This is a genomic window from Pseudomonas sp. SWRI111 (genome assembly GCF_014268555.1).
Taxonomy (GTDB): Bacteria; Pseudomonadota; Gammaproteobacteria; order Pseudomonadales; family Pseudomonadaceae; genus Aquipseudomonas; species Aquipseudomonas hamedanensis.
The window spans coordinates 167,384-193,348 of record NZ_JABWQQ010000001.1 but is presented as its reverse complement, the minus strand read 5'-3'; the positions used below and the strand labels follow the sequence as shown (position 1 = coordinate 193,348).

Genomic DNA, 25,965 nt, shown 5'->3' with positions numbered 1-25,965 from the left:
ACATGGCCAGAAGTCACCGTTTGTTTGAACTAATGCAAGTGCTGCGCCGACATCGTAGAACGGTGTCGGGTCAGACACTTGCGCTGGAATTGGGCGTTTCATTACGCACAATACGTCGCGATGTAGTGACTTTGCAGGGGATGGGCGCCGACATCGAGGGTGAGCCGGGCTTAGGTTATATTTTGAAACCTGGTTTTCTGTTACCCCCGCTTGCATTTACAGAAGAAGAAATACAGGCGCTTGTAGTCGGTGCCCAGTGGGTCAGTCGTCAGACAGACGATAAATTTGCCCTCGCGGTAAAGAACGCGTTGGCCAAAATCAATGCCGTGTTGCCTCTGGATATGCGTCACACCTTTGACGACGAAACGTTCTACGTGGGCGCCCACTCCAACCTTTCCACTTCAATCGACCTGAGTGAAGTCCGATTCGCATTGCGTGATCAGCGCAAACTGCTTATCACCTTGTCGATATCCCACGCACCTGTAGATAAACAAATTATCTGGCCGATCATGCTGGGCTTCATAGACGCAAAGCACTTCCTGTCGGCGTGGTGTGAAGCAGACAACCGGTTCCGCGTGATAGCGATGGATGACATCGCGAAACTGGAAGTGCTTGCCGAGCGCTATAGTCGTAACCGACGTCAGCTTATCAAGGAATGGCGAGCTCATGAGGTCTTGCCTTGTAACGGCTCTGGCAAGGAGTGCTGATCGGAGGAACAAACGACGTCGGATGATGCGCCTCAGGCGAAAATCACCAAGCGCGCGTACCATTCGCATCGCTCGCACACCCGATGTGGATGGGGGCAAAACTGGGGGCACATTTGAATTTTTTCCGCCTGGAAACACCGTCCTACAGCCTAGTCAAAATGTTTTTCGGGGACCCTGATAGCCTGTAATGGAGTTCCAGTGGAATTCCATAAAACCGTTTCAACAACAAGGCGCCTTTCTAAATCCAATGGGCTTTAGCTACGTGGAGACACAGGGGCGCCTGGATCACGAGCCTGAAACAGGGCGTAGCTTCGTCACCAAAACTCGAAGCGTCTCCTTGTGGCTTTCAAGCCCCTCCCTTGCGAGTTCGTACTCTTGTACGGCGCTGGTTCGCCCGGAATCTCTGCCATTTTGAATCTGTCTACCTAGCAGTAACTGTTTTTCGTGCATTGCCCGAATTGCCACCCATAAAGCCTCTTCAATCGTTTCGCTTTGGGCTTGTAATAATGCGGTGGAGGTATAGCCATGCCCAGTGTGGCAACGAAAGCGCGGGGGCGAAGCTCCCAGCTCCCACAATGAGCCCCCGCATTCTGGGCAAGACAATCCTGAGACCTTACCTATCGCGTCTAAAGCATATGCTCCACCTGAACTTAGATCTTCAGTAAGGTCGTGTTCAGTAGCATACGGTTCGATGCGATTAAACGTCCGGGCTGGCGGAGCTTCAGTAGCGCGCTGCTGGATAGTACGCCCCAGAGCATTACCCAGTTCGCCCAGCGGCAAGCAAACATCCACCTCAACATGACGGAGAGCGTTCGCAGGCATGGACGGAGCTTCGGCTGTCTTTGGATCTTGAGCAAACGCCATGCCTCCGTAAGCCTTGATAGCCTGAAGGCCGACGACCCCATCATCAAGCTCACCCGTGAGGATCACTCCTATTGTTCTGTCCCCGTAGCTGATGGCAGCGGATCGGAACATGGGATCAATTGCAGGGCGAGAATGGTTTTCTTTAGCGCTCCGGACCAGCCGTATCGTTCCGCGTTTGATCAGTAGGTGTCGATCCGGTGGTGCAACATAAATACGACCGCTCTTTATTTTTTCTCCGGACAAGGCGAAGTCGACATCCAGGGAGGTCGCCGTAGCAAGAAGACGTGGCAGCAAACTCGGTTGGTCGCCTATGTGCATCGTTATAAAAACCGAAGCGTCCAGGTCGGCTGGAAGCCGATCAAGCAATGCGCGCAACGCCTCTAATCCACCGCTGGAAGCACCGATCACAATGATTTGGTCCACAGAGCTGTCTTGCTGCATCGGAACGTCCCTGCTGGTAACTGTGCCGCCTATGAAAATGTCGAAACTGCGGGCACCTTCTGAACATTCCGGTATGCCACATATCTCGAGCGATCCCATTTAGCGACCCGCTTTTTTGTTCCGACAGGTGAGCGCTTACGAAGGTTCAGCGTGCGCGCAGCATTACGGCGGCACGAACGCGCTGAATACCAAACACCGTCATGCGAAGGAATTCTTCATGGCTAACCGGCAAGTGCTGGCAGTCCAGGCTGCGTTTCAGCTTGCTATGGTCAATATCTGGGTCATGCAGGTACACGAACTCATCGTCGCAGCCTGTAATGATTACCCAGTGCGGGGCTTTCAATCGGGTGAATCGATAGCTGCTGATCAGTACCACTGGCCTGAATCCGGCTTTCAATGCAGCGCCGACGTCCAGAGAAGAGGCGAGAACCTGTTTAACACCTGTTTCAGTCAAGTCTTGGGCAAACCCTTCCTCCACCAGCTTCATGATGGACTTCTTCTGCGGGCTACGTACGCCATGCAGAAAAAGCGAGCCCGAATGACTGACTTCCAGACGCACGTCATAACCGCGTCGCCATGCCGCCAATGCCATTCCTTGGGGGCTGCAGCCACCGTGCCCTGCTGTCATGAAAACGGTGGTCGCCTCGCGCCAGAGTTGTATCTCCTCCGAGCGACTCATGGGACGGCTCACGTCGATCGCTGCCATGGCCATTAGCAGGCACGCAGCGCCGCAGGTGAAATCGGTGGTCTGCTGGTAATAGGGCACCTGGCGTGCGGGTGTTGGAGCATCACACAGGATGCGTTTCTCGTAGCGCACCGCCTCAGCGTGATCTTCGTAGTAGTTCTCGACGATTGCGAATCGATGGAACCCATTCGCTTCATAGAGCCGAATGGCCGCGGGGTTATCAGCGCGCACCTCCAGCCGCAGCCATGCGCAATTGCGCGCTAACGCGCAGGCCTGGGCTTCATCCAGCAGACGCTGGCCAAGGTTATGCCCTCGCCATGCGGGGCTGACGGCAATGGAATACAAGCGTCCAAGCGAAGTGCCTCGGTGAAAAAGCACCAAGGCATATCCGGCCAGTTTTTCGCCCGAGGTGGCGACGATCAGAGATGCATTGGCTCGACTGAGCATCCAGCTGAAGTTGCGCTGACTCAATCGGTCAAGCGTAAAACATTCCTGCTCCAATTCGACCAGATCGTCGATATCGTCCATCGATGCAAAGCGAAAATCAAAAGACATGGCAACACCGTAATTTTTGAGTAACGAACCGGGACAGGCCGAGAAGCCCGTGATTTATTGAAGCGGCGTCTTCTTCAACAGGGATCCATTACTCATGTCAGCGGTGCAAGCCAACGTGAACGAAGTATTAGACAAAACCGAGCATTCGACAATCTCCCTCAGCGAGGAACCTCCCAGTCTCAAACACTCAGGGAGTCGACTGCTGATCCTCGTCGAACGTAAGGATGACTGGGCCGATTACTTACCCAGCGAGAGCCTGATGCTCGCTCAGGATTACCTTGAACACAGTGATGATTTTCCTCACCGTACCCAAGTCATCAACCTCTGCCGCAATTACAAATACCTCGGCCAGGGTTACTACTGCTCATTGCTGGCCGAGGCCCGCGGGCACAAGGTTTTCCCCTCGGTACGCACCGTCAGCGAGTTGGCACGCAAAGCGCTTTACGGCGTCGGGCTGAATGATCTTGAGCGTACCCTGGAGGGAGCGCTGGCAAACCATCCCTACGGCGAAACCGAAGCCTTCACGCTCTCGTTATACTTCGGCAAGGCGTCGATTGAACCGCTGCAAGAGATCGGTCGCCAACTGTTCGAGGCCTTCCCCTGCCCCATCCTGCTGGTGGAATTTCGCAGGGGTGAGACGTGGCAGATCGCAGGTATCAAAGCCGGGGCGCTGCACAAGCTTCGGGACGAACAACAGCATGTCTTCGCTGACGCGCTGGATGCCTTCAACCGCAGGACTTGGCGACAGCCTGCATCCAAACGCGTTGCCCGATACGACCTGGCCATCCTGCATGATCCTGCCGAGGCGCTACCACCTTCCAATCCGATGGCATTGGAGCGCTTCATCGACGCCGGCAAACAACTGGGTATCGATGTCGAGCTGATCGAGAAAAAGGACTATGCGCGCCTCGCTGAATTCGACGCGCTGTTCATCCGCGAAACAACACGAGTGGATGATCACACCTATCGGTTTGCGAAGAAGGCTGAAAGCGAAGGACTCGTGGTCATTGACGATCCGTCGTCAATTCTGCGATGCACCAACAAGGTTTACCTGGCCGACTTGCTGAAGCGTCGAGGTCTGGGCATGCCGGCAACGGAGATACTCTACAAGGATCGTCCCCAGGAGCTTGAGAATGTCGGGCGTCGTCTGGGTTTCCCTTTGGTGCTGAAGATTCCCGATGGTTGTTTCTCACGAGGCGTCATCAAAGTCATCGACGCGCAAGCACTGGCCACTGCTGCCCAGGAGTTGTTCGAACACTCCGTGCTGCTGCTTGCCCAGGAATATTGCTACACCGAATACGATTGGCGCGTCGGTGTGCTCAACGGCGAGGCGCTTTACGCATGTAGATACTTCATGTCCAAAGGGCATTGGCAGATTTACAACCACAAGGCAGTTCCTGGGGAAATCAACGGGATGTGCGAGGCGGTGCCCGTGGATCAAGCCCCGCCCGAAGTCGTCCTGCTTGCCGTACAAACGGCCCGCCTCATCGGGGATGGCCTCTACGGCGTCGACCTCAAGCAGGCGGGTGATCGTGTACTGGTAATCGAAGTGAACGACAACCCTAACCTGGACGCCGGCATCGAGGACGCAGTGCTTGGAAACGAACTCTATCTGCGTGTACTCCATGCCTTCACGCAAAGGCTGGAACTGAAACACCGTGGCCAGGCGTGGTGACCGATGATTGAAGGTTACGCTATCCACCGGGGCCGGGGCTGAAGTGACCGAGGATATCGCCGGATGTCGGCCCCAAGCTATTCCCTGAGCGAAATTGGCATAAAATGCCAACAACCAAAAGTACCTGTTTGCATAGACCTGGAGCTAGTTATGGCGACGCGAAACGTTGTGCTCACCCCTCACCAGGAACAGGTTATCCATGACTTGGTGCAGTCCGGCCGTTATCAGAATGCCAGCGAAGTGATGCGAGAAGGTTTACGTTTATTGGAGCAGCGCGTCGCCGAAGACACCGCCAAAATTGAGGCACTGCGTCAGGCGACCTCGATCGGCATCATGGATCTTGAGCACGGGCGCTTTACTCAGGTGAACGAGGGTGATCTGGAGAACTACCTCGAGGGCTTGAGCCTGGAGGCAACCCTTTCCACGAGAGAGAAGCACTGAGTATGCCGCAGTATCGGTTTCCAACTCGGCGCGCGCCGACATTGTCGACATCCTTAGGCTATATTGTGTTCTATCGTGTGACAAACGGCGACGTGATCGAGGTCGTCAGACTCCTTCATGACGCCATGGAAGTGCAGTTGCACTTGCCTAACGACTGATCAGCGACCTGGCCGAACGGCTTAACTGGCCAAGAATAGCGAAGTCCGTCGGAGATCGCCATTCGTGATCACACGCACACTCGGTACGAATGGAGGCAAAAGTGGGGGCAAACAAAAGTGTTATCGACCTGAAAACATTGCCCCAGAGCCCTGTCAAAATGTCTTTCAGGATCCTGATAGTCTCTAAAGGCGTGAGGCATCGAAGTTAACAAGCCTGACAACAACGCACGCCCCGTCACACCCGAATAAAATCCACCAACGCCCGCAGCACCGCGGGCAGGTGCCGCCGTCCGGAGTAGTAGAGAAAGAACCGGCCCGGCGGCGCAGCGTAGCCCGCCAATATCGTCTCCAGCCGGCCTGCGGCCAAGTCGTCGCGCACCATCGCCTCGTAGACGTAGGCCACGCCTGCACCGTCGCACGCGGCCTGGATCATCGGTCCGTCGTCGTCGAACATCAGAGGGCCGCTGACTTCAATAGTCAGCGGCTCGCCATTGGCCTGAAACTCCCAGGCATAGCGCTTGCCGCTTGGGAAACGGCGGCCAATGCAGGCGTGACCGAGTAGCTCACGCGGTGTCTGTGGCGTGCCGCGCAAGGCAAGATAGGCCGGCGCGGCCACACAGGCGAAACGCTGCGGCGGCCCCACCGGCACCGCCACCATGTCCCCGGCCAGGCTCTCGCCGAAACGGATGCCCGCATCGAAACCATCCCCGACGATGTCAGCCAGGCCGTCGTCGGTCACGACGTCGACTTGCATGCGCGGGTACTTCGCCACGAATCCCGCCAGCATCGGCGCCAGCACCAGCCGTGCTGCCGGGCGCGGCACATTCAGGCGCAGCGTGCCGCTCGGCTCGGCCTGCAAGGCGGTCAGGGCCGCTAGCGCGTCGGCCACTTCTCGCAAGGCTGGGTCGAGGCGCTCCAACAGCCGCTCGCCCGCCTCGGTCGGCGTCACGCTGCGCGTTGTGCGGTGAAGCAAACGCATGCCCAGCCGTTCTTCCAGACTGCGCACGGCATGGCTCAAGGCTGAAGCGGACACGCCGCGCTCAGCCGCAGCCTTGCGAAAGCTGCGATGCCGCGCCACCGCCGCGAAGGCATCCAGATCATGTAGGTCAGGCGTCATTGATGAATTTTTCTCAGTACCCAATCAAGCAAAACCCAGCTTATCAGCATCTATTCGCCGCGTGACGCTGGCGCCTTCTCACAATCCAGGGATTTGACCATGCAGCAGCAACGACTCGGCAGCACCGACCTCATGATTTCACCGATCGGGCTGGGCACCTGGGCCATCGCGGGGCCCGGCTGGGAATTTGGCTGGGGCGCACAAGACGACGCCGAGAGCCTTGCCACGCTGGAATACGCGGTGGAGCGCGGGGTGAACTGGATAGACACCGCCGCCGTCTATGGCTTGGGCCACGCCGAGGAAGTTGTCGGGCAGTCGCTGCGGCGCGTGCCTGCCTCGCGCCGTCCGTTGGTGTTTACAAAAGGCAGTCTGGTCTGGGATCGCGCGAGTCGGCAGATTTCGCATTCGCTGGCACCGGCGTCGCTGGCGCAAGAAATTGACGACAGTCTGCGCCGCCTCCAGGTCGAGACCATCGACCTGTACCAGATCCACTGGCCGACCTTTCCGCCGGGTGGCCCGGACGAAGGCATCGAAGCTGCACTCTCGGTGCTGGACAAGGCGCGCAGACTGGGGAAAATTCGCGCCATCGGCGTATCGAACTTTGACGTGGCCCAACTCAAACGCGCTCAGGCGGTGACGGCGATCGCCTCGCTCCAGCCGCCGTACTCGGCGCTGATGCGCGAGGTCGAGGCCGACATCTTGCCGCACTGCGAGCAGACCGGCATCGGCGTCATAGCCTATTCCACGCTGCAATCGGGCCTGCTGAGCGGCGCCATGACGCGTCAACGCATCGCCGGCTTGCCGAACGACGACTGGCGCAAAACCCGCAGCCCAGACTTTCAGGAACCACGCCTGACCGCGAATCTGGCCTTGGTCGAAGCCTTCCGCCGTATCGGAGAGCGCCACGGGCTGACACCGGCGGCGGTGGCAATCGCCTGGGTGCTGCGGCAACCCGCTGTGACCGGTGCTATCGTCGGCGCACGCCGGCCGGCGCAAGTCGACGGGCTGCTCAGCGCGGCTGAATTTCGCCTGAGCACTGATGAACTGGCCGAGATCGCGCCGTTGCTGCCCCAGGGCATGGGCACTAACGTGCCCGAGGCAGCTGCGTGCTGAGCGCAGATTTGCCGCTGCGCTCACGATGACGGCGTCCCCGCCCCGTCGCCGCCTGACTGAGAGCGGCGACGGGCTCCGCCCAATGATGGCAAAGAGCCGTGACAAATCCTCTAATAGAGATTAAATTACCGCCGCCCCGCCGATGGAGGGTCGGGCATTCGCACTCAGTTAAGGAAAACGATGGCAATGGTCTATTGTCGTGCTTGCGCCAAGGAGCTTCATGAAACGGCGCTCACCTGCCCCCAATGCGGGGCAAGCCAACAGGCCTTCGTGCCACCCACGCAAGCCGGGGTTCCCTGGCTCGCCATCGTTTCGCTGATCTGCGGAATTATCGGCGCTCTCACCCTTTTTGATGATTCCGAATGGGACATCGAAACGATCCTCGGCGTCGGACTGTTCAGCGTCGCAGGTCTCACTTGCGGCATCGTCTGCATCAACGAAAAACACTCGGGAAGAAACCTCGCGATCGCCGGCATCATATTGTCAGGCTTCACCGCGTTGATTCTTTGCTGTCTATCGATTCAATAATTTTTAGGGAAAAAAACATGAGCATGGTTTTCTGCCGCGGTTGTGCCAAGGAAATAAGTACGCTGGCCCTGGCCTGCCCTCAGTGCGGCGCGCCTCAGGCAGCTCAGCAAACCTACGCAAGCGGCCCTGCCATCACCACAGGCAACCCCTACCTTGAGGCGCTGAAGAATTACGCCGTGTTCAACGGTCGCGCTACGCGTCGTGAATACTGGCTGTTCTTCCTGATCAACATGGGCATCGCGTTCGTCATGGGTTTCATGGATGGCTTTTTGAACACCGGTGGAGTCCTGCAAGGCATTTATAATCTGGCGCTGCTGGTGCCGAGCATTGCCGTCGGTGTGCGCCGTATGCACGACACCGATCGCAGCGGCTGGTGGTTGCTGCTGCCGATCGTCAATATCGTATTCCTGGCACAAGACAGCCAGCCTGGGCCGAATCGCTTCGGTGCCAACCGCAAAGGCATCAACTGACACACAGCGGCGACCCGCTGATCGAAACGGCCTTCATGGCCGTTTCTTTATTTCTGGCTGACGCATTCACGGCTGATCGCAATCGTTGCGGTTCTCGCAACACACTTTTGTCACGGATACAATTGATAGCGCCCTAACGAAAGGCCCATGCTAGAGGGCTGATCTGGTGCTTATATCATTCCGAATGATAGTTACCTTTGCTTCATTCGATTCGTGCCATCACACCCCGCCGAGCATCATCCGCCCATCTTCAATACTTTGGCGGATGCATTCCATGGAACAGTCACTCAAACATTTGCGCTTCCCGTTGGCCATGTTGGCCGTACTGGTGATGAGCGCCTGCGGCAAGACTCCGGAGACTGCCGCCACGATGCCTGCGGCAAAAGTCAGCGTGGCCAAGGTGCTGGAACAACCGGTCAACGAGTGGGACGAATTCACCGGGCGCCTCGAAGCGCCGGAAACCGTAGAGATTCGTCCACGGGTGTCGGGCCAGATTGATCAAGTCGCGTTCACCGAAGGCGCGCTGGTCAAAAAAGGCGACCTGCTATTCCAGATTGACCCGCGTCCGTTCCAGGCTGAGGTGCGCCGCCTCGAAGCACTGGTCGCCCAGGCCCGCGCCACCGCCAGCCGCAATGAAAACGAAGCGAGCCGCGGTGAACGTCTGCGCGCCAGCAACGCGATTTCCGCCGAACTCGCCGACTCGCGCACCACCGCCGCTCAGGAAGCCCGCGCCGCTGTCGGTGCCCTGCAGGCGCAACTCGATCTGGCCAAGCTAAACCTGAGTTTTACCCGTGTCACTGCGCCGATCAGTGGTCGCGTCAGCCGTGCCGAAATCACCGCCGGCAACCTGGTGACCGCCGATACCACCGCGCTGACCAGCGTGGTGTCGACCGACAAGGTCTACGCCTACTTCGACGCCGACGAGCGTGTCTTCCTCAAATACACCCAACTGGCTCGTAACGGCCAGCGCGGCGCGACGACTCCGGTGTACATGGGCCTGTCCAACGAAGACGGCAACCCGCACCTGGGCCAGATGAACTTCGTCGACAACCAGGTCAATCCGAAAACCGGCACCATCCGTGGTCGAGCAGTCTTCGACAACGCTGACGGCACCTACACCCCGGGCTTGTACGCACGGCTGAAACTGGTCGGCAGCGGCACCTACAACGCCATGCTGATCAATGACGAAGCCGTCGGCACGGACCTGGGCAAGAAATTCGTTCTGGTCATGGATGCGGACAACAAAACCGTTTATCGCGCCGTCGAGCTGGGGCCGAAAATCGAGGGCCTGCGGATCGTGCGCAACGGTCTGAACAAGGACGACACCATTATCGTCAAGGGTCTGCAACGGGTACGTCCTGGCTCGCCAGTGACCCCTGAAGTGATCCCGATGGCCAGCGAACAAACCCTCGCGGCACTCGCTCAACAACGTCAAGCGCTGGAAGCCAGCAACCTGCCTAAAGTCGCCCCTGCCAAAGGCGCCTCGGGTCCGGCTGCGAAGCTGGCTGCTACGACCCCACGCGGTTAAGGGACGACAACTCCGATGAATTTTTCCCAGTTCTTCATATTCCGGCCGATCTTCGCAGCGGTGCTGTCGCTGCTGATCCTGATTGCCGGTGCGATCTCGCTGTTCCAGTTGCCGATCAGCGAATACCCCGAAGTCGTGCCGCCGACCGTGGTGGTCCGCGCCAACTTCCCGGGCGCCAACCCGAAAGTCATCGGTGAAACCGTGGCGGCTCCGCTGGAGCAGGCCATCACCGGTGTCGAGAACATGCTGTACATGTCCTCGCAATCGACCGCTGACGGCAAGATCACCCTGACCATCACCTTCGCGCTGGGCACCGACCTGGATAACGCGCAGGTGCAGGTGCAGAACCGCGTGACCCGTACCGAGCCGAAACTTCCCGAAGAAGTGACGCGCATCGGTATCACCGTCGACAAGGCTTCGCCCGACCTGACCATGGTTGTGCACTTGACCTCACCGGACAAGCGCTACGACATGCTCTATCTGTCCAACTACGCGATCCTCAACATCAAGGACGAGCTCGCCCGTCTGGGCGGTGTCGGTGATGTGCAGTTGTTTGGTATGGGCGACTATTCGCTGCGGGTCTGGCTCGATCCGAACAAGACCGCTTCGCGCAACCTGACCGCAACCGATGTCGTGACGGCCATTCGTGAGCAGAACCGTCAAGTCGCCGCCGGCCAGTTGGGCGCGCCCCCTGCCCCGACGGCGCAAAGTTTTCAGCTGTCGATCAACACTCAGGGCCGCCTGGTCACTGAAGAAGAGTTCGAAAACATCGTCATTCGTGCAGGCGACGATGGTGAAATCACCCGCCTCAAGGACATTGCTCGCGTAGAACTGGGCTCCAGCCAATACGCCCTGCGTTCACTGCTGAACAACCAGCCTGCGGTTGCGATCCCGATCTTCCAGCGCCCTGGCTCCAACGCCATCGACATTTCGAACGAAGTGCGCGCGAAGATGGACGAGCTGAAGAAAGGCTTCCCGCAGGGCATGGACTACAGCATCGTCTATGACCCGACGATTTTCGTGCGCGGCTCGATCGAAGCGGTGGTTCACACCCTCTTCGAAGCGCTGATCCTCGTGGTGCTGGTGGTCATCCTGTTCCTGCAGACCTGGCGCGCCTCGATCATTCCATTGGTGGCGGTGCCGGTATCGTTGATCGGTACGTTTGCGGTCATGCACCTGTTCGGTTTTTCGCTCAACGCTCTGTCGCTGTTCGGCCTGGTGTTGGCCATCGGTATCGTGGTTGACGACGCCATCGTCGTGGTGGAAAACGTCGAACGCAACATCGAACTGGGACTGACCCCGGTCGAGGCCACCAAACGCGCCATGCGTGAGGTGACGGGGCCGATCATCGCGACGGCACTGGTGCTGTGTGCGGTGTTTATTCCCGCAGCGTTCATCTCTGGTCTCACCGGACAGTTCTATAAGCAGTTCGCTTTGACCATTGCCATCTCGACCGTGATTTCGGCGTTCAACTCGCTGACCCTGTCGCCGGCATTGGCTGCGGTACTGCTCAAAGCCCATGACGCGCCGAAAGACCGCTTCTCCCGGGTGCTCGACAAGCTCTTCGGTGGCTGGCTGTTCCGCCCGTTCAACCGCTTCTTCGATCGCGCCAGCCATGGCTATGTCGGTACCGTGCGCCGGGTAATCCGCGGCAGTGGCATCGCGCTGTTCCTCTATGCCGGCCTGATGGTGCTGACGTTCTTCGGTTTCTCCAGCACGCCGACCGGTTTCGTGCCCGGCCAGGACAAGCAATACCTGGTGGCCTTCGCCCAACTGCCGGACGCTGCCAGCCTGGATCGCACCGAAGACGTGATCAAACGCATGTCCGACCTGGCCCTGAAACAGCCAGGCGTGGAAAGCGCCGTTGCCTTCCCGGGCCTGTCGATCAACGGCTTCACCAACAGCCCGAACGCCGGCATCGTGTTCGTCACCCTGAAACCGTTCGACGAGCGTAAAGACCCGAGCATGTCCGCCGGGGCGATTGCCGGTGCCTTGAACGGCCAGTACGCCAACATTCAGGAAGCGTACATGGCGATCTTCCCGCCACCGCCGGTACAAGGCCTGGGCACCATTGGCGGTTTCCGCCTGCAAATCGAAGACCGGGGCAACCTCGGCTACGACGAGCTGTACAAGGAAACCATGAACATCATCAACAAGAGTCATAACGTGCCAGAACTGGCCGGCCTGTTCACCAGCTACACCGTGAACGTGCCGCAGGTCGATGCCGCCATCGACCGTGAAAAAGCCAAGACCCACGGCGTGGCCGTCAGCGACATCTTCGACACCCTGCAGATCTACCTGGGTTCGCTGTATGCCAACGACTTCAACCGCTTCGGGCGCACCTATCAGGTCAACGTTCAGGCCGAGCAGCAGTTCCGCCTCGAATCCGATCAGATCGGTCAACTGAAAGTACGCAACAACAAAGGCGAAATGATCCCGCTGGCGACCTTCATCAAGGTCAGCGACACCTCGGGGCCGGATCGCGTGATGCATTACAACGGCTTCATTACCGCTGAAATCAACGGTGCCGCCGCCCCCGGCTACAGCTCCGGCCAGGCCGAAAAAGCCATCGAAAAACTGCTGAAGGACGAGTTGCCGAACGGCATGACCTACGAGTGGACCGACCTGACCTATCAGCAGATTCTGTCCGGTAACACCGCACTGTTCGTGTTCCCGCTCTGCGTATTGCTGGCGTTCCTGGTACTCGCTGCGCAGTACGAAAGCTGGAGCCTGCCACTGGCGGTGATCCTGATCGTACCGATGACCCTGCTGTCGGCCATCACCGGTGTGATCATCTCGGGCGGTGACAACAACATCTTCACCCAGATCGGCTTGATCGTATTGGTGGGACTGGCCTGTAAGAACGCGATTCTGATTGTCGAGTTCGCCAAGGACAAACAGGAAGAAGGCCTCGACCCTCTCGCCGCGGTTCTGGAAGCCTGCCGCTTGCGTCTGCGGCCGATTCTGATGACTTCCTTCGCGTTCATCATGGGTGTAGTGCCACTGGTGTTCTCCAGCGGTGCCGGTGCCGAAATGCGTCATGCCATGGGTGTAGCCGTGTTCTCCGGGATGCTTGGCGTGACCTTCTTCGGTCTGTTGCTGACCCCCGTGTTCTACGTGCTGATCCGTAACTTCGTTGAACGCAGCGAGGCCCGCAAGGCGGCCAAGGCGCTGAAACTGGAGGCGCAACAATGAGTCTGAAAGTCTTCCTGCCGACCCTGCTGGTGCTGGCCCTCAGCGCCTGCGCCGTCGGCCCCGACTACAAGACCCCAGCCACAGAGGCGGCCAATATCACGGCCGCCACCGATGGCGCCGCCGGCCAGAAGAACTTCGACCGGTCGAAATTCGAAGGCATCTGGTGGCAGCAATTCGACGATCCGACACTCAACCAGTTGGTGACGCAATCGCTACAAGGCAACCGTGAACTGCGCGTGGCGTTCGCCCGTTGGAAAGCCGCCCGGGCGATCCGCGACGACGCCAGCAACGACGCGATGCCGACCATCACCAGCCGCGCCAGCAGTGACCTGGGCAAGGGTCAGATTCCCGGCCAGACCACCGACCGGGTCAATAGCGAACGCTATGACCTGGGTCTGGACATGGCTTGGGAGCTCGACCTGTTCGGGCGCATCCAGCGCAATCTGGAAGCCAGCGATGCCGACCAGCAAGCGGCTGAAGCCGATCTGTACCAGTTGCAGGTCACCATGATTGCCGAACTGGTCGATGCTTACGGTCAACTGCGCGGCGCCCAGTTGCGCGAGAAGATCGCCGTGGCCAACCTGAACAACCAACAGGAGTCGCGCAAGATCACCATCAGCCTGCGTGATGCCGGCGTCGGCGATCAGTTGGACGTCGAGCGGGCCGATGCGCGCCTGGCCAATGTCGAAGCGACCATCCCGCAGTTGCAAGCGGAGCAGGTTCGGCAGAAAAACCGTATCGCCACCCTGCTCGGTGAGCGTCCGGACAAGCTGACTGTCGATTTGAGCCCGAAAGACCTGCCGGCCATTGCCAAGGCCTTGCCGATCGGCGATCCGGGCGAGCTGCTGCAACGTCGTCCGGACATCCTCAGCGCCGAACGCCAATTGGCATCGGCCACGGCGCGCATCGGTGTGGCTAAAGCCGATCTGTTCCCACGGGTGAGCCTCAGCGGCTTCCTTGGCTGGACCGCCGGGCGTGGTTCGCAAATCGGCTCCTCAGCCGCCAATGCCTGGGCGCTCGGCCCGAGCATCACTTGGGCAGCGTTTGATCTGGGCAGCGTGCGCGCCCGTTTGCGCGGTGCCGATGCAGAAGCCGAAGGTGCGCTGGCGACCTATGAGCAACAGGTTTTGCTGGCCCTGGAAGAGTCGGAAAACGCGTTCAGCGATTACGGCAAACGCCAGCAACGCCTGATTTCGCTGATCCGTCAGAGCGAATCAAGCCGCAAGGCTGCCGATCTCGCCGAGATCCGCTATCGCGAAGGCACCACCGACTTCCTTGTGTTGCTCGACGCCCAGCGTGAGCGCCTGAACGCCGAAGACAGCCAGGCCCAGGCTGAAGTCGATCTATATCGCGGCATCGTCGCGATCTACAAAGCCCTCGGCGGTGGCTGGCAACCGGAGACCGTCGCCAGCAAGTAAAGATTGTTAAAGAGCTCCTTTGGTTGGCCGCAACCAACCAATTCTTTTGCCCCGCGTATCATTCGGTCGCGGGGTTTTTTTATGATTTTTTTCGGTCAATGAGGTCCCTTGTGGGAGCGAGCCTGCTCGCGAAAGCACCCTGTCAGGCAAATCAGCGGTGGCTGACACTCCGCCTTCGCGAGCAGGCTCGCTCCCACAGTGGATCAGGGCTGGTCTTGAGAGTTGTGATCTTCCAGGACGGTGACGGTCGCGGTTGTACCGGCGCGCAAGCGATTCTTGCCGGCGAAATCACCATCAATGCCAATGCGCACCGGCACTCGTTGCGCCAGTTTCACCCAGGTGTAGCTCGGGTTGATATTGGCCAGCAGCCGGCTGCCGGGGGCGTTTTCGCGGTCGGCGATGGCAAAAGCAATGCTTTCGACCGTTCCGCCAAAACGTTCTCCGCTCATCAACTGAATGCGCACCCGGTCGCCCTCCTCGATTCGCGGCAGCTTGGTTTCTTCGAAGTAACCGCTGACATAGAACGAATCGCTGTCGACCAGTGCCAGCAGTGCGCCGCCTGCCTGCGCGTAATCGCCTTGACGGGTCAGCAGGTTGGTCACGTAACCGCTGACCGGCGACTCGACGCGGGTACGCTGCAAATCGAGTTCGGCCTGGGTCAGGGCGGCAATCGCCAACTGCACATTGGCCTCGGCCAGCCCGAGGTTGGCCTGATTGCGCAACAGGTCAGCCTGAGCGACAGCCACGTCAGTGCTCGATTTCTCCCATTCCTCGCCGGAAATGGCGAAGCCCTGTTTCAGCGTGCGTCGCCGGCGCTCCTCGCTTTGGCGTTGTTTGAGCAACGCTTCACTGGCAACAATCGCCGCTTGCGATTGCCCCAGCGAAGCCTTGGATACCTCGACCGAACGCCGGGCATGTTCGACGGCCAATTGATAACGCGCCGGATCGATCTCCAGCAGCAACTGGCCCTTGTCGACATGCTGATTGTCCTGCACCGCCAGCTTGACGATACGTCCGGAGACATCGGCCGACAGCGTCACCACATCTGCCCTCACCCGGGCATCCCGGGTCCAGGGCGCGCGGGTGTAATACTCCCAGGCGAACCAGCCAAGGACGATCGCCAGGATCACCACCGCCACGGTCGTCATTCGTGCAACTAGCGCTTTCAAGGCATCAGGCTCCCATCAACAAAATCAGCGTGGCACAGACGCAGGCATACAGCGCGCCCTCGAACAGCGCCTCATGCCAGACCAGACGCAGCACGCCCAGACGCCGCAAACACCCGTCCAGCAACATGAAGATGGGAATTGCCAGTAACAGCGCCTGGGCAATCGGCGGCAGATAGACGCCGCCAATCTCGAAATCAATGGGCAAGTTGCGGTTCTCCATCCAGAGCTTCAGGTTGCAAATACTCGCCGTGGCGTTCAAGGAACGACACAACGATCAGTAGCGCCACGCGCATGCGGAACACCGACCATAAATGCTCATGACTGGTGGCATGCAAATCATCCAGTTCATCGCCCAGTTCGTGCAGCATGGCCAGCAACCCTGCGAGTTGTACATCCTGACGCCCGGCGACGAAACGACCGGTCTTGCGTAACGCCGACGCCAGGCGCTGAGTGAATGCCTCGGTCAACAAGGCGTTGCTCTGTGCCTGCTGACGCAACTGATGCATGGCTACGCCCAACGCTACACAAGCCAGACTGATTTCATACAATCGCTGCATGGCGCGCTCATTTGCCGCTGGCAACAGGCCGAGCATGCTGGTCAGTCGGTCGGTCATCCGACTCTCGAAGGCGAATTGTTGTTCATCGGTCGCCGGCATTTTGCTCAGTTGATATACCTGCTCGCGCGCTTCGCCGTACAACCGACGAATTCGCAAGCCTGGGCGAAACGGAAAGATCAGCGCATAGACGATCAGCGCCAGCATGGCTGCACTGACGTAGGCACCGGCGAATTCGAACCATTGAATCGCTGTGTTCTGTCCGGTGCCGAAGTTCTGTGGCCCGATCATAAGGAAACTCGACAGGCCAAGGCCCATGCCGATCCCTGCAGTCGCCGGACTGGCAATACCGACGGCAATGGCATACAGCAGCGGCACCAGCAGCAAGGCCAGCAATTCGAAATCACTGATCGCCGGCACCAGCATGAATTGATAGATCGCCGACACCACCAGCGCCAGTCCCAACCCTCTGGCATAGCTTTGCGCAGCCATTAGCGGACGTGGAAAGGTCGCCATCAGCGAGCAGAGAATCCCCACCAGAATCATCCCGCCCCGCGCGCCGTCCCATGCCGTTTCGATCCAGATCAGCCCGGCGACCAGAAGCGCAGTAAAGGCTCGAATGGCGTTCATCGAGGCCAGGGTGAAATCCAGATGCAGCGGACTTGACTGGCCCCGATACAGGCAACTGGCCGGTCGCCCTTGCTGAATGGCGTCGCTCAGCTCAAGAATCTGCTCCAGTTGCTGCAGCAGTCGCGCCTGCTCCCAGCGCAAGGCCCAGGCCAGTGAGCGCAGGGTCGCGCTCATGTTCTCGGTCTGTTGCTCGGCTTTGTACGCCAGCGCTTCGAACTGTTGCTGCAAGGTGACGAAGCGCTGCCGGTCCTCGCCAGGGAGTGCACGGCCCTGTTGCGCCAACTGATCCAGTAACGTCAGCTCCTCGGCCCGCAGTTGCTGAACCTGCGGCGGCAAATCGCCCTCCCAGCGCTCTATGAGCAGTTCGCGTTGATGACGCAGCGCGGTAAGTCGCGAGGTCAGCAACATCAGTTGGTTACCCAGCAGCAATACCAGGTTATCGGCGCTGCGCAACCGTGGCGCATCGAAATACAAATGGCGCCGCAACCCTTCCAGCGCACTGATTTCACCGAGCAGCTGCATTTGCCGACGCTGGAAATCGGCTTCGCTTTCTTCCGTGCGAAGAACCTCGGCGGCGTGGCTGGCGGCCAGTTTGATCACCTGATCGACCTTGGAAAAATAACCCTTGGCGACGGCTTCCGGCCGGGCCGTCAACAGGCTGACCACGCAAACGCAAGCGACCGCCAGCAGGGTTTCAGTGACGCGAGTGACGGCGAGCAGAAACGTACCGTCCTGATCCGGAATCGCCAGCAAGGCCACGACCACAGCGGTGTATCCGCTGAGCACGAACGCCTGGGAGCTGGTGTAGCGCAGCAAGGTGCCGCCCGCCGTGCACAGCGCCAGCCACAGGGCCAGCGTGGTAATGAACGGCAACGGCGCCTGAGGGAAAATCGCCATGATCAGCACTGCCACCGCCGCGCCGACAGTGGTGCCAATCACTTGGCCAAAGCTGCGCGCCAACGCCATTCCCGCCAGTGGCTGACTGACAATGACCACGGCCATGATCGACCACTTGGGTTGCTCGAGATCGAACACAAACGCCAGATAAAGGGTCAACAGCCCGGCGGCGATGGTGCGCAGGGCAAACAGCAAAACAGCCTGGCCGGGATGGATCAAAGCCTTGAAGTAAGCAAACAGCGCTGGCATGGGCACACTCTTTAAAACGACTTTTGCAAGCGTAGACACTGCTTCAAAAGCCTGACGGATTTCACAGTCGACACGACGCGTAGGACGATTCGCTGGCAAGGGTTTGACTCACGCGCCAAGCTGACCGAAGCTTGCCGCTCTGCTCAAGTTCGAAGCTTTCGGAAACCCGCATGACTCAGTCCCGCCGCAACCTGCTGATCGGCCTTGGCCTCGTACTGGTCCTCGGTGTCGTCTGGCTGTCTTTGCGCAGCGCCACACCGACCCTCCCCGACGCTATCAAACATGGCTACAGCGAAGCGTTGAACGCAGCCCGAACCGGCGAACCCGGCGCGGCGCGTCAGCTGTACCAGCAAATGGGCCGGCCGGACATCTCGGTCAAGCGTCGGGTCTGGCTACATGGTGAATTACCTAATTATCCGAGTCCACAGGCCTTGAAACTGGCCGACGCGGACTTACACCACGAAGCGCCACAAGTGCGCGTGGCTGCGATTAAAAGTGTCGTCGGTCTGGTGCCCGGCGGGCAACGCAGTCTGCTGCTCGGACCGTTGCTGGACGATGAGGATCAGACGGTCCGCTTCGCCGCCATCAATGCCCTGCTCGGTCTGACGCCTGACGAGCTGGGGCTGTACTTCGCCCCGTTGCAGCAAGCGATCGATGGCTGGCAACAGGCGCTTGAAGGACAGCCGGAAAGCGCTGCCAATCAGGCGCAACTGGCGCGTCTTTACATTCATAACGCTGAATACAAGCAGGCCCGACAGGCCCTGGACAATACGCTGCGGCTGGAACCCGGCAATCTGCCGGCGCTGGTGATGCAGATCGACGTGCTCGACCGTCAGGGCCAGAGCGATGCCGCGCGTCAATTGCTCGCCCAACAACTCAAGGCGCAACCCGATTCGGCCTATCTGCAACACGCCCTCGGCCTGTGGCTGTTGCACCATGGCCAGCGTGAATACGCCCTGCTCGGCCTGTCCAAGGCAGTCGAGCTGGAACCGGACAACAAAGATTACCGCTACGACCTGGCGACCACCCTGCACAGCGCAGAAGAGCTGGAAGCGGCGCAGAAACAATTGCAGGAAATCGTCCAGCGCCACCCCGCCGACCGCAAGGCGCGGGTCCTTTTGATCAACTACTGGAAAGAAAGCGGCCAGCTGCAAAACGTGCAGATTCTGTTGGCGCAACTTGAGCAGTTGAACCCGGACGACCCGGCCCTGCAGCAAGGCCTCTGATCAAGGCTCAGTGAGCGCAATCTGCCATCTATCGAAAGAAAAAGCGGAACCGTGAACACGCCATGAGGTCAAGTAACTCAGGCGGCTCACTTAAGCCAGTCGCCTGATTCCCTAGTCATAAGAGGGCGTTTTTTGACTACATCAAACGAGTTGATCAGTGCGAAAGCCGCCATCGGCGTTGAAGGTCTCGATGACATTCTGGCCGGTGGACTGTCTCGTGGCCACGTATTCCTGCTCGAGGGTGAACCCGGTACGGGTAAAACCACGGTGGCCTTGCATTTCCTTCGCGCCGGCGCGCTGGCAGGCGAACGCTGCCTGTACATCACGCTCTCGGAAACCGAGAAGGAACTGCGCCAGGGCGCACTCTCCCATGGTTGGGAGCTGAACGAAAAAATCGAAATATTCGAGCTGACGCCGCCGGAAAGCCTGCTCAACGCCGAGCACCAGCAAAGCCTGCTGTACTCCTCGGACCTTGAACTGGGCGAGGCAACCCGGCAGATTTTCGAGGTGGTCGAACGCTTCAAACCGACGCGCGTCGTCCTCGACAGCCTCTCGGAGATCCGTCTGTTGGCGCAGAGCTCGTTGCGTTATCGCCGACAAATCCTCGCAATCAAGCACTACTTCGTGCGCTATGACGCGACCGTCCTGTTGCTTGATGACCTGACCACCGAATCCCTCGACAAAACCGTGCACAGCGTGGCCCATGGCGTGATTCGCCTTGAAGAGCTGACGCCGAGCTACGGCGCGGAGCGCCGCCGGGTGCGCGTGGTCAAGTATCGCGGGCAGAAATACCGTGGCGGCTTTCACGACTTCACCATCATGGGCGACGGCGTGCACGTGTTTCCGCGCCTGGTCGCCGCCGAGCATCGCGGCGACTATGCGCGACTGCAATTATCGAGCGGCATCAAGGAACTCGACGCGCTGCTCGGTGGCGGTATCGAAACCGGTTCAAGCACCCTGATCCTGGGTCCGGCCGGTACCGGCAAATCGCTGATCTCGATGATTTTCGCGGCCGCCGCCGTGGCCCGCGGCGAGAAGGCCGCGCTGTTCATTTTCGACGAAGAGCTGGGCCTGCTGTTCGAACGCATGCGTCATATCGGCATCGACCTCAAAGCCTTGCAGGCGACCGGCAATTTGCTGATCGAACAAGTCGACGCCGCCGAATTGTCGCCAGGCGAATTGTCATACCGCGTTCGACGCTGTGTCGATGAGCGCGACATCAAGACCGTGGTCATCGACAGCATCAACGGCTATCAAGCGGCAATGCCGGAAGAAAACGCGCTGGTGCTGCACATGCACGAATTGTTGCTGTACCTGAACCGTAAAGGCGCGGCGACCTTCATGACCGTTGCCCAGCATGGCCTCGTCGGCGACATGCAGGCGCCGGTCGATATCACTTACCTGGCCGACACGGTGATTCTGTTGCGCTACTTCGAAGCTCTGGGCAAAGTCCGCCGGGCCATCTCGATCATCAAAAAACGCACCGGCAACCATGAGTCGACCATTCGTGAATACCGGATTTCCGCGCGCGGCATGACCATCGGGCAACCGCTGGAGTCCTTTCAGGGCGTACTGCGTGGCGTGCCGACTTACATGGGAGCGAGCAATCCATTGCTCGAGGATGAAAGCTTGTGACGGTCAACACGCCGCTGGCCGAACGGGTCCTGATTCTGGCGCCCTTGGGTCGCGACAGTCAGATCGCGCTGAAGATCCTCAACGAAGCAGGTTACGAGGGTCAGATCACGGCGAGTCTCGGTGCCCTGTGCGCCGAGCTCGAATTCGGCGCCGGGCTGCTGCTGATCGCTGCGGAAGCCTTGCGCGGGCCAGAGCTGGAAGGGCTGATCCTCTACCTCGATCAGCAGCCCGCCTGGTCCGACCTGCCGATCGTGCTGCTGACCCATCACGGCGGCCAGGAACAAGGCCCGCCGTCCGGCCTGAGCGAATTGCTCGGCAACGTGACGTTTCTTGAGCGCCCTTTCCACCCGGCGACACTGGTCAGTCTGGTTACCGCAGCCCTGCGCGGACGGCGACGACAATATGAAGCCCGCGACCGCCTGATTGATCTGAGCGAAAGCGAACGGCGCCTGCAATCGACCCTGGAAACCCTTGAGCAACAGGTCGAAGAACGCACCGCGCAACTTCGTCATAACGAAGAAGCGTTGCGCCAGTCGCAGAAGATGGAAGCGGTCGGCCAACTCACCGGCGGCATCGCACACGATTTCAACAACATGCTGACGGGCATTATCGGCAGCCTGGAACTGTTGCGCCGACGTCTGGCCCGCGGCCGTACCGAAGACCTCGACAGCCTGATTGACCTTGGCGTGACCTCAGCCAACCGCGCCGCCGGCCTGACCCACCGCCTGCTGGCGTTCTCCCGGCGCCAGTCGCTCGACCCCAAAGCCGTGCAAATGAACACGCTGGTGCTGTCGATGGGTGAACTGCTGCAGCGCAGTCTCAACGAAAGTATTCATCTGGAAATGCGCCTGGATGACGACCTCTGGGTCGCCGAAGCCGACCCCAATCAACTGGAAAGCGCCCTGCTCAACCTGGTGATCAACGCCCGCGATGCCATGCCCGAAGGCGGCAAACTGGTGGTGGCGACCAGCAATGAGGTGCTGCATCCGGAGTTCACCGAGGCCTACAGCAATCTGGAGCCTGGTGATTACGTCATGCTCAGCGTTACCGACAATGGCAGCGGCATGCCGCAAAGTGTGGTCAGCCGGGCCTTCGACCCGTTCTTTACGACCAAACCCATCGGCCAAGGCACCGGGTTGGGCCTGTCGATGATTTACGGTTTCAGCAAACAATCACGCGGCCATGTGTCGATCGACAGCGAGATCGATCAGGGCACCACCGTCAAACTGTACCTGCCGCGCTTTCGCGGTGAGGAAATCGAACTCCCTGTGTCGGATTCGCAGCAAGCGCCCTATGCCATGGATGGCGAAACCGTGCTCATCGTCGAAGACGATCCGGCCGTACGCGTGCTGGTCAGCGCTGTACTCAGTGAGTTGGGGTATGCCTTCGTCGAGGCCAGTGATGCGGACGGCGCCATGCCGATCCTGAACTCTTCGCAGCGCATCGACCTGTTGATCAGCGATGTCGGCCTGCCCGGCATGAATGGCCGGCAACTGGCGGAGGTCGGCCGCCAGTACCGACCAGGCCTGAAGGTATTGTTCATTACCGGATACGCCGAACACGCGGCGGTGCGCGGCGGATTCCTCGACTCAGGGATGCAGATGATCACCAAGCCGTTCACATTCGACCTGCTGACCGCCAAGGTGCGGGAGATGATCCGGGGATGATCTGATGATCAGCTCCCATCAACAGCAGGTCACGCCATTTATATCAACAGGGCAGTTGCTTCGCGCTGATTTGAAGTTAACCGCCTTTGCTGCGCAGCCTGGTAAACGATCTAAAGAAGCGCCAGGTAATCTCAAACGGCCCCATAGTTTTGAACCTTTGTGTCAGCAAGCGGTGGGCGATTCGTTTTCACCATTTTCTGCAGGCCGGACTTTATGTCGCGTTTATAAGCATTTCGCATTATCTGAAACCCGGAGTTTACAGCGTAATTCACGGTTTCTCGTACGCCGTCGCTGATTACGGCGCTCACGCCCTCAAGCTGCAGCCCTTGCGCCGCCAGTCGAGGGACCGCGCTAAAAGAATCTCGGCCGGCCACATTGCTGAGCTGTTTTACAACTGAAAACTGCGAGAGATCTCGACTTTCCTGGTATGGCGCCTCCTCCGGGAAATAACTGCGGGAAAAACTCATACTCATGGCCACCGCCCCTTTGGTAGCTGCGGGGTACAAAACCTCTTGGGCAAGGCTTACAGAAAGGGATTGCGCAGGACCAAACAGGTTGTAATCAATTAATTTGGAAACCCCTTTAGTCAGCACCGTAGCGCCGATCTCAGCGTTAATACCGGCTCTTGGAGGCGTCCCCGTCCAATCATTGTTCGGCCGGCTTGCTTCGAATTGAGAAAAAAATTCAAACCCGAAGTTATCCCCTAATGACGTGATCTGATCGATTGCCGCAAGATTCAATCCCGGGGTGAAAACATGCTCAACCGCCACAGGAGCAGCCGTTAATACTGCGCCTCCCAAGGCTCCCGCGGAACGCTCTGCATATCGCCGTAAACGACCGATATCTTCATTCTGATTATGAGCGACCCATGCTGCTCCCGTGATCGCCCCATTGATCGCTGCCGAAGCCCCGCCTGCAACTGCCAACACCCAACTCGCCGGATTCGCAGCCTTTATGAGATAGCCGATAGCCGCCGCAGGCACTTTTGCTGCAAAGTCAAAGCCACCGGCCCATATCATCGCCTTTGCCGTCTCCCATCGCGACAAGCCCTGCAAATCGACATACCCGACCGGGTTGCCACCGACCATCGCGTACAGATTCAGCCCATCGTGGGTGCCCCCTGGGTCGGCACTCAGCCATCGCTGTCGCCACGGCATGTAGTAACGAAACCCGTAATAATAAAGACCGGTGGCGTCGCGCTCTTGCCTTGAATAGCGCACCGTCCGGTAGCTGGCCTCGACCTCGTCACGCCCGGCCCACCAAGCTGTGGCGCCATAGGCATAGTAACTTTCCTGACTGATCAGATGCGCCTCGAAATCCAGCTCCAGACTGCTGGAGCCCAGATGATCGGTGAGGATGTAGCGATGTTGATTGTCGGCGATACGCGAGGGCCGCCCCCGTTCCCAGTGCAGGACCTGCACAGTGCAGCGGCCAGCCTGAACAGTGATGATGTGCAGGGTTTCTTCAGGTGTAGTGCGGATTTCCAGCCCCGGCAAATAGCGGGTTTCATGGGTGCGGGTCAGTTCAGGGGTATGTGCCGTGCGAATTTTACGCAGACGTTGACCCGTACAGTCATAAAAATAGCACTCGCTATCGTTGGGACCGTTTTTACGAATCACTTGATGGACCTGGCGCAACTGGTTGCGCCTGTCCCAAAGAAGATTCTGGCCTGTTTGCAGCAGGTTGAGATTGCCGTTGGCGTCGTAACGTCTGGCGATTTCTACCTCATCCGGTCGCTCACCTGCGACGGTGTACGGCAAACTACGATTGCTGGTCAGCGCGACAGCCGTGCGTTCGCAGCGCGAACCACTGTCGGCGGTGTGCTGCAGCATACAAAGGTTACCAGCGCTGTCGTAGTCAAACGTCTGCTGATAATTTTCCAGTTGCAGCGGATCCGCCGGTGAGATGAACTCGGGCAGCTGCGGCCCGCTCAGGGCCCGGATTCGTTGCCGACCAGAGGCTTTGATCAATTGCCCAAGCGTGTCGTACCCATAGGCAGTGAGAGGCGCGACTCGTTGATTGCGGAAATAGTGGATCGGCTGAGCGCTGTCGGTGATGCTTAGCAACTTGCCCACCGGATCATAGTCATACGCGAGATCCTGCAACACCGGCTCGTTGGCCGCTTGCGCGGCCAGGCTATTGAGCCGTCCATTCTGCGAGTCGAAAACGCTGCGAGTGACGACCCCGTTACCGGCAGTTTGCTGTTCTATTTGACCAGACGCGTTGTAGCGGATATCAGCCACTAACGTGGTGTATCCGTTGGCGCCGACCGGTTTCAGACACGCCCGGGCCAATTCCCCGGCCACGGTCTGTCGCAACAATTGTTGATTGCCCTGCGCATCAACGTGCCGGATCAGATCACCTGAAGCGTTATAGCCCATGCCAGTGATGGCATTCCAATCTTCCAGCAGGGCGTCGCGCTTACTTGCCTCTTCAGGCCAGTCCGGCTCATTCAGCTCTTTGAGGAATCGCCGAGATTGCTCGATAGGCGCACCGTTGAGGCCAAACTCAGTAAAGTACGCCGAACCCGCCGCATCGTCATGACGGACCAACTGCCCGCAGCGATTATGCCGGGCAGACTCGAGGCTGGCGTCGGCGTAAGACAGGCATTCGCTTCGGTGCTCGGACTCGCCGGCCGAGCGGTCGAACACGAACGTCGGGCGCAGCCACGCATCGTATTGCACGCGGCGGTGATTGAGCTTTTGATCCCAGCTTTCAAGAGGCTGGCCAGACGCTCCCGTCAACGTCAAACGCCAACCGGCATCCACGTTGACCGATAGCAAGGATGCTCCAGACAGAGTGGTGATGCTGGTCTGGTTGGCGGGAGAGGTATCGTCGCTTTGAAAGCGCAAAAACAGCCGCGGATCACGCGTGTGACTCGCGCGGCGCGGAAGGTCATGAACCGTTTGCCAGACATAGGCTTGAAGCTCGTCCAGGCCCGATCGCCGAAAGTACGAGACCTCGCGTACCGCGGCACCACGAGGTTCAATGACGGCAAGCTTTGGCGTGTGACGATGCATGAACAGTGACCTCGCGGTGGTTA

General features: G+C 59.1%; 20 protein-coding genes. 13 read left to right on the top strand and 7 right to left on the bottom strand.

Annotated elements, in window-relative coordinates:
- The first annotated feature begins 2 nt into the window (after nucleotides 1-2).
- On the top strand, nucleotides 3-707 hold the full coding sequence (locus HU755_RS00785) for a YafY family protein (RefSeq protein ID WP_186630237.1): 705 nt from the start codon (nucleotides 3-5) through the stop codon (nucleotides 705-707).
- Nucleotides 708-992: 285 nt separating this feature from the next.
- Here HU755_RS00785 and HU755_RS00780 read toward each other — a convergent pair whose 3' ends face one another.
- Nucleotides 993-2,012 carry a chemotaxis protein CheB gene (locus tag HU755_RS00780; RefSeq protein WP_186630236.1) on the bottom strand — a complete coding sequence of 340 codons (1,020 nt, stop codon included), beginning with the start codon at nucleotides 2,010-2,012 and terminating at the stop codon, nucleotides 993-995.
- Nucleotides 2,013-2,157: 145 nt separating this feature from the next.
- Nucleotides 2,158-3,252 carry a GNAT family N-acetyltransferase/peptidase C39 family protein gene (locus tag HU755_RS00775; protein WP_186630235.1) on the bottom strand — a complete coding sequence of 365 codons (1,095 nt, stop codon included), beginning with the start codon at nucleotides 3,250-3,252 and terminating at the stop codon, nucleotides 2,158-2,160.
- A 94-nt stretch (nucleotides 3,253-3,346) separates the two neighbouring features.
- Between HU755_RS00775 and HU755_RS00770 the strand changes: the two genes are divergently transcribed.
- From HU755_RS00770 to HU755_RS00760, 3 genes are all read left to right on the top strand, one after another.
- On the top strand, nucleotides 3,347-4,927 hold the full coding sequence (locus tag HU755_RS00770; RefSeq protein ID WP_186630234.1) for a RimK family protein: 1,581 nt from the start codon (nucleotides 3,347-3,349) through the stop codon (nucleotides 4,925-4,927).
- A 150-nt stretch (nucleotides 4,928-5,077) separates the two neighbouring features.
- Complete coding sequence (locus HU755_RS00765; protein ID WP_169378849.1) at nucleotides 5,078-5,368, top strand: type II toxin-antitoxin system ParD family antitoxin; 291 nt, start codon at nucleotides 5,078-5,080, stop codon at nucleotides 5,366-5,368.
- A gap of 2 nt (nucleotides 5,369-5,370) precedes the next feature.
- Nucleotides 5,371-5,526, top strand: coding sequence for a type II toxin-antitoxin system RelE/ParE family toxin (locus HU755_RS00760; protein ID WP_186630233.1), 156 nt, complete (start codon nucleotides 5,371-5,373; stop codon nucleotides 5,524-5,526).
- Nucleotides 5,527-5,761: 235 nt separating this feature from the next.
- Here HU755_RS00760 and HU755_RS00755 read toward each other — a convergent pair whose 3' ends face one another.
- On the bottom strand, nucleotides 5,762-6,643 hold the full coding sequence (locus tag HU755_RS00755; RefSeq protein WP_186630232.1) for a LysR family transcriptional regulator: 882 nt from the start codon (nucleotides 6,641-6,643) through the stop codon (nucleotides 5,762-5,764).
- Between the two features lie 99 nt (nucleotides 6,644-6,742).
- On the opposite strand from HU755_RS00755, the gene HU755_RS00750 reads away from it, so the two are divergent.
- From HU755_RS00750 to HU755_RS00725, 6 genes are all read left to right on the top strand, one after another.
- Complete coding sequence (locus tag HU755_RS00750) at nucleotides 6,743-7,756, top strand: aldo/keto reductase (RefSeq protein ID WP_186630231.1); 1,014 nt, start codon at nucleotides 6,743-6,745, stop codon at nucleotides 7,754-7,756.
- Nucleotides 7,757-7,936: 180 nt separating this feature from the next.
- The gene (locus HU755_RS00745) at nucleotides 7,937-8,284 is read left to right on the top strand and encodes a DUF4190 domain-containing protein (protein ID WP_186551442.1); all 348 of its coding nucleotides are present in this window, start codon (nucleotides 7,937-7,939) and stop codon (nucleotides 8,282-8,284) included.
- A 17-nt stretch (nucleotides 8,285-8,301) separates the two neighbouring features.
- Nucleotides 8,302-8,754 carry a DUF805 domain-containing protein gene (locus HU755_RS00740; protein WP_186618987.1) on the top strand — a complete coding sequence of 151 codons (453 nt, stop codon included), beginning with the start codon at nucleotides 8,302-8,304 and terminating at the stop codon, nucleotides 8,752-8,754.
- Nucleotides 8,755-9,028: 274 nt separating this feature from the next.
- Nucleotides 9,029-10,282 carry a multidrug efflux RND transporter periplasmic adaptor subunit MexE gene (mexE, locus tag HU755_RS00735; RefSeq protein ID WP_186630230.1) on the top strand — a complete coding sequence of 418 codons (1,254 nt, stop codon included), beginning with the start codon at nucleotides 9,029-9,031 and terminating at the stop codon, nucleotides 10,280-10,282.
- 15 nt (nucleotides 10,283-10,297) lie between these two features.
- A complete protein-coding gene (locus HU755_RS00730; protein WP_186618988.1) occupies nucleotides 10,298-13,477 on the top strand; it encodes an efflux RND transporter permease subunit in 3,180 nt (1,059 codons plus the stop codon).
- Nucleotides 13,474-14,895, top strand: coding sequence for an efflux transporter outer membrane subunit (locus HU755_RS00725; RefSeq protein ID WP_186551438.1), 1,422 nt, complete (start codon nucleotides 13,474-13,476; stop codon nucleotides 14,893-14,895). The genes HU755_RS00730 and HU755_RS00725 overlap by 4 nt, the downstream gene beginning before the upstream one ends.
- Before the next feature lie 203 nt (nucleotides 14,896-15,098).
- Here HU755_RS00725 and HU755_RS00720 read toward each other — a convergent pair whose 3' ends face one another.
- From HU755_RS00720 to HU755_RS00710, 3 genes are read right to left on the bottom strand one after another with little or no spacing between them, the layout of a single operon-like run.
- Complete coding sequence (locus HU755_RS00720; protein ID WP_186630229.1) at nucleotides 15,099-16,064, bottom strand: HlyD family secretion protein; 966 nt, start codon at nucleotides 16,062-16,064, stop codon at nucleotides 15,099-15,101.
- 4 nt (nucleotides 16,065-16,068) lie between these two features.
- Nucleotides 16,069-16,269, bottom strand: a complete 201-nt coding sequence (locus HU755_RS00715; RefSeq protein WP_186551436.1) for a DUF1656 domain-containing protein — start codon at nucleotides 16,267-16,269, stop codon at nucleotides 16,069-16,071.
- A complete protein-coding gene (locus HU755_RS00710; RefSeq protein WP_186630228.1) occupies nucleotides 16,259-18,394 on the bottom strand; it encodes an FUSC family protein in 2,136 nt (711 codons plus the stop codon). Before HU755_RS00710 ends, HU755_RS00715 begins: the two co-directional genes overlap by 11 nt.
- Before the next feature lie 170 nt (nucleotides 18,395-18,564).
- Between HU755_RS00710 and HU755_RS00705 the strand changes: the two genes are divergently transcribed.
- From HU755_RS00705 to HU755_RS00695, 3 genes are all read left to right on the top strand, one after another.
- The gene (locus tag HU755_RS00705) at nucleotides 18,565-19,620 is read left to right on the top strand and encodes a tetratricopeptide repeat protein (RefSeq protein ID WP_186618991.1); all 1,056 of its coding nucleotides are present in this window, start codon (nucleotides 18,565-18,567) and stop codon (nucleotides 19,618-19,620) included.
- A 132-nt stretch (nucleotides 19,621-19,752) separates the two neighbouring features.
- Nucleotides 19,753-21,255: an ATPase domain-containing protein gene (locus tag HU755_RS00700; RefSeq protein WP_186551433.1), complete on the top strand. Its 1,503-nt coding sequence runs from the start codon at nucleotides 19,753-19,755 to the stop codon at nucleotides 21,253-21,255.
- Nucleotides 21,252-22,922 (top strand): ATP-binding protein, encoded by a 1,671-nt coding sequence (locus HU755_RS00695; protein WP_186551432.1) that lies wholly within the window; start codon nucleotides 21,252-21,254, stop codon nucleotides 22,920-22,922. The genes HU755_RS00700 and HU755_RS00695 overlap by 4 nt, the downstream gene beginning before the upstream one ends.
- Before the next feature lie 131 nt (nucleotides 22,923-23,053).
- Here HU755_RS00695 and HU755_RS00690 read toward each other — a convergent pair whose 3' ends face one another.
- The gene (locus tag HU755_RS00690) at nucleotides 23,054-25,942 is read right to left on the bottom strand and encodes an RHS repeat-associated core domain-containing protein (protein WP_186630227.1); all 2,889 of its coding nucleotides are present in this window, start codon (nucleotides 25,940-25,942) and stop codon (nucleotides 23,054-23,056) included.
- Between the last annotated feature and the right edge of the window lie 23 nt (nucleotides 25,943-25,965).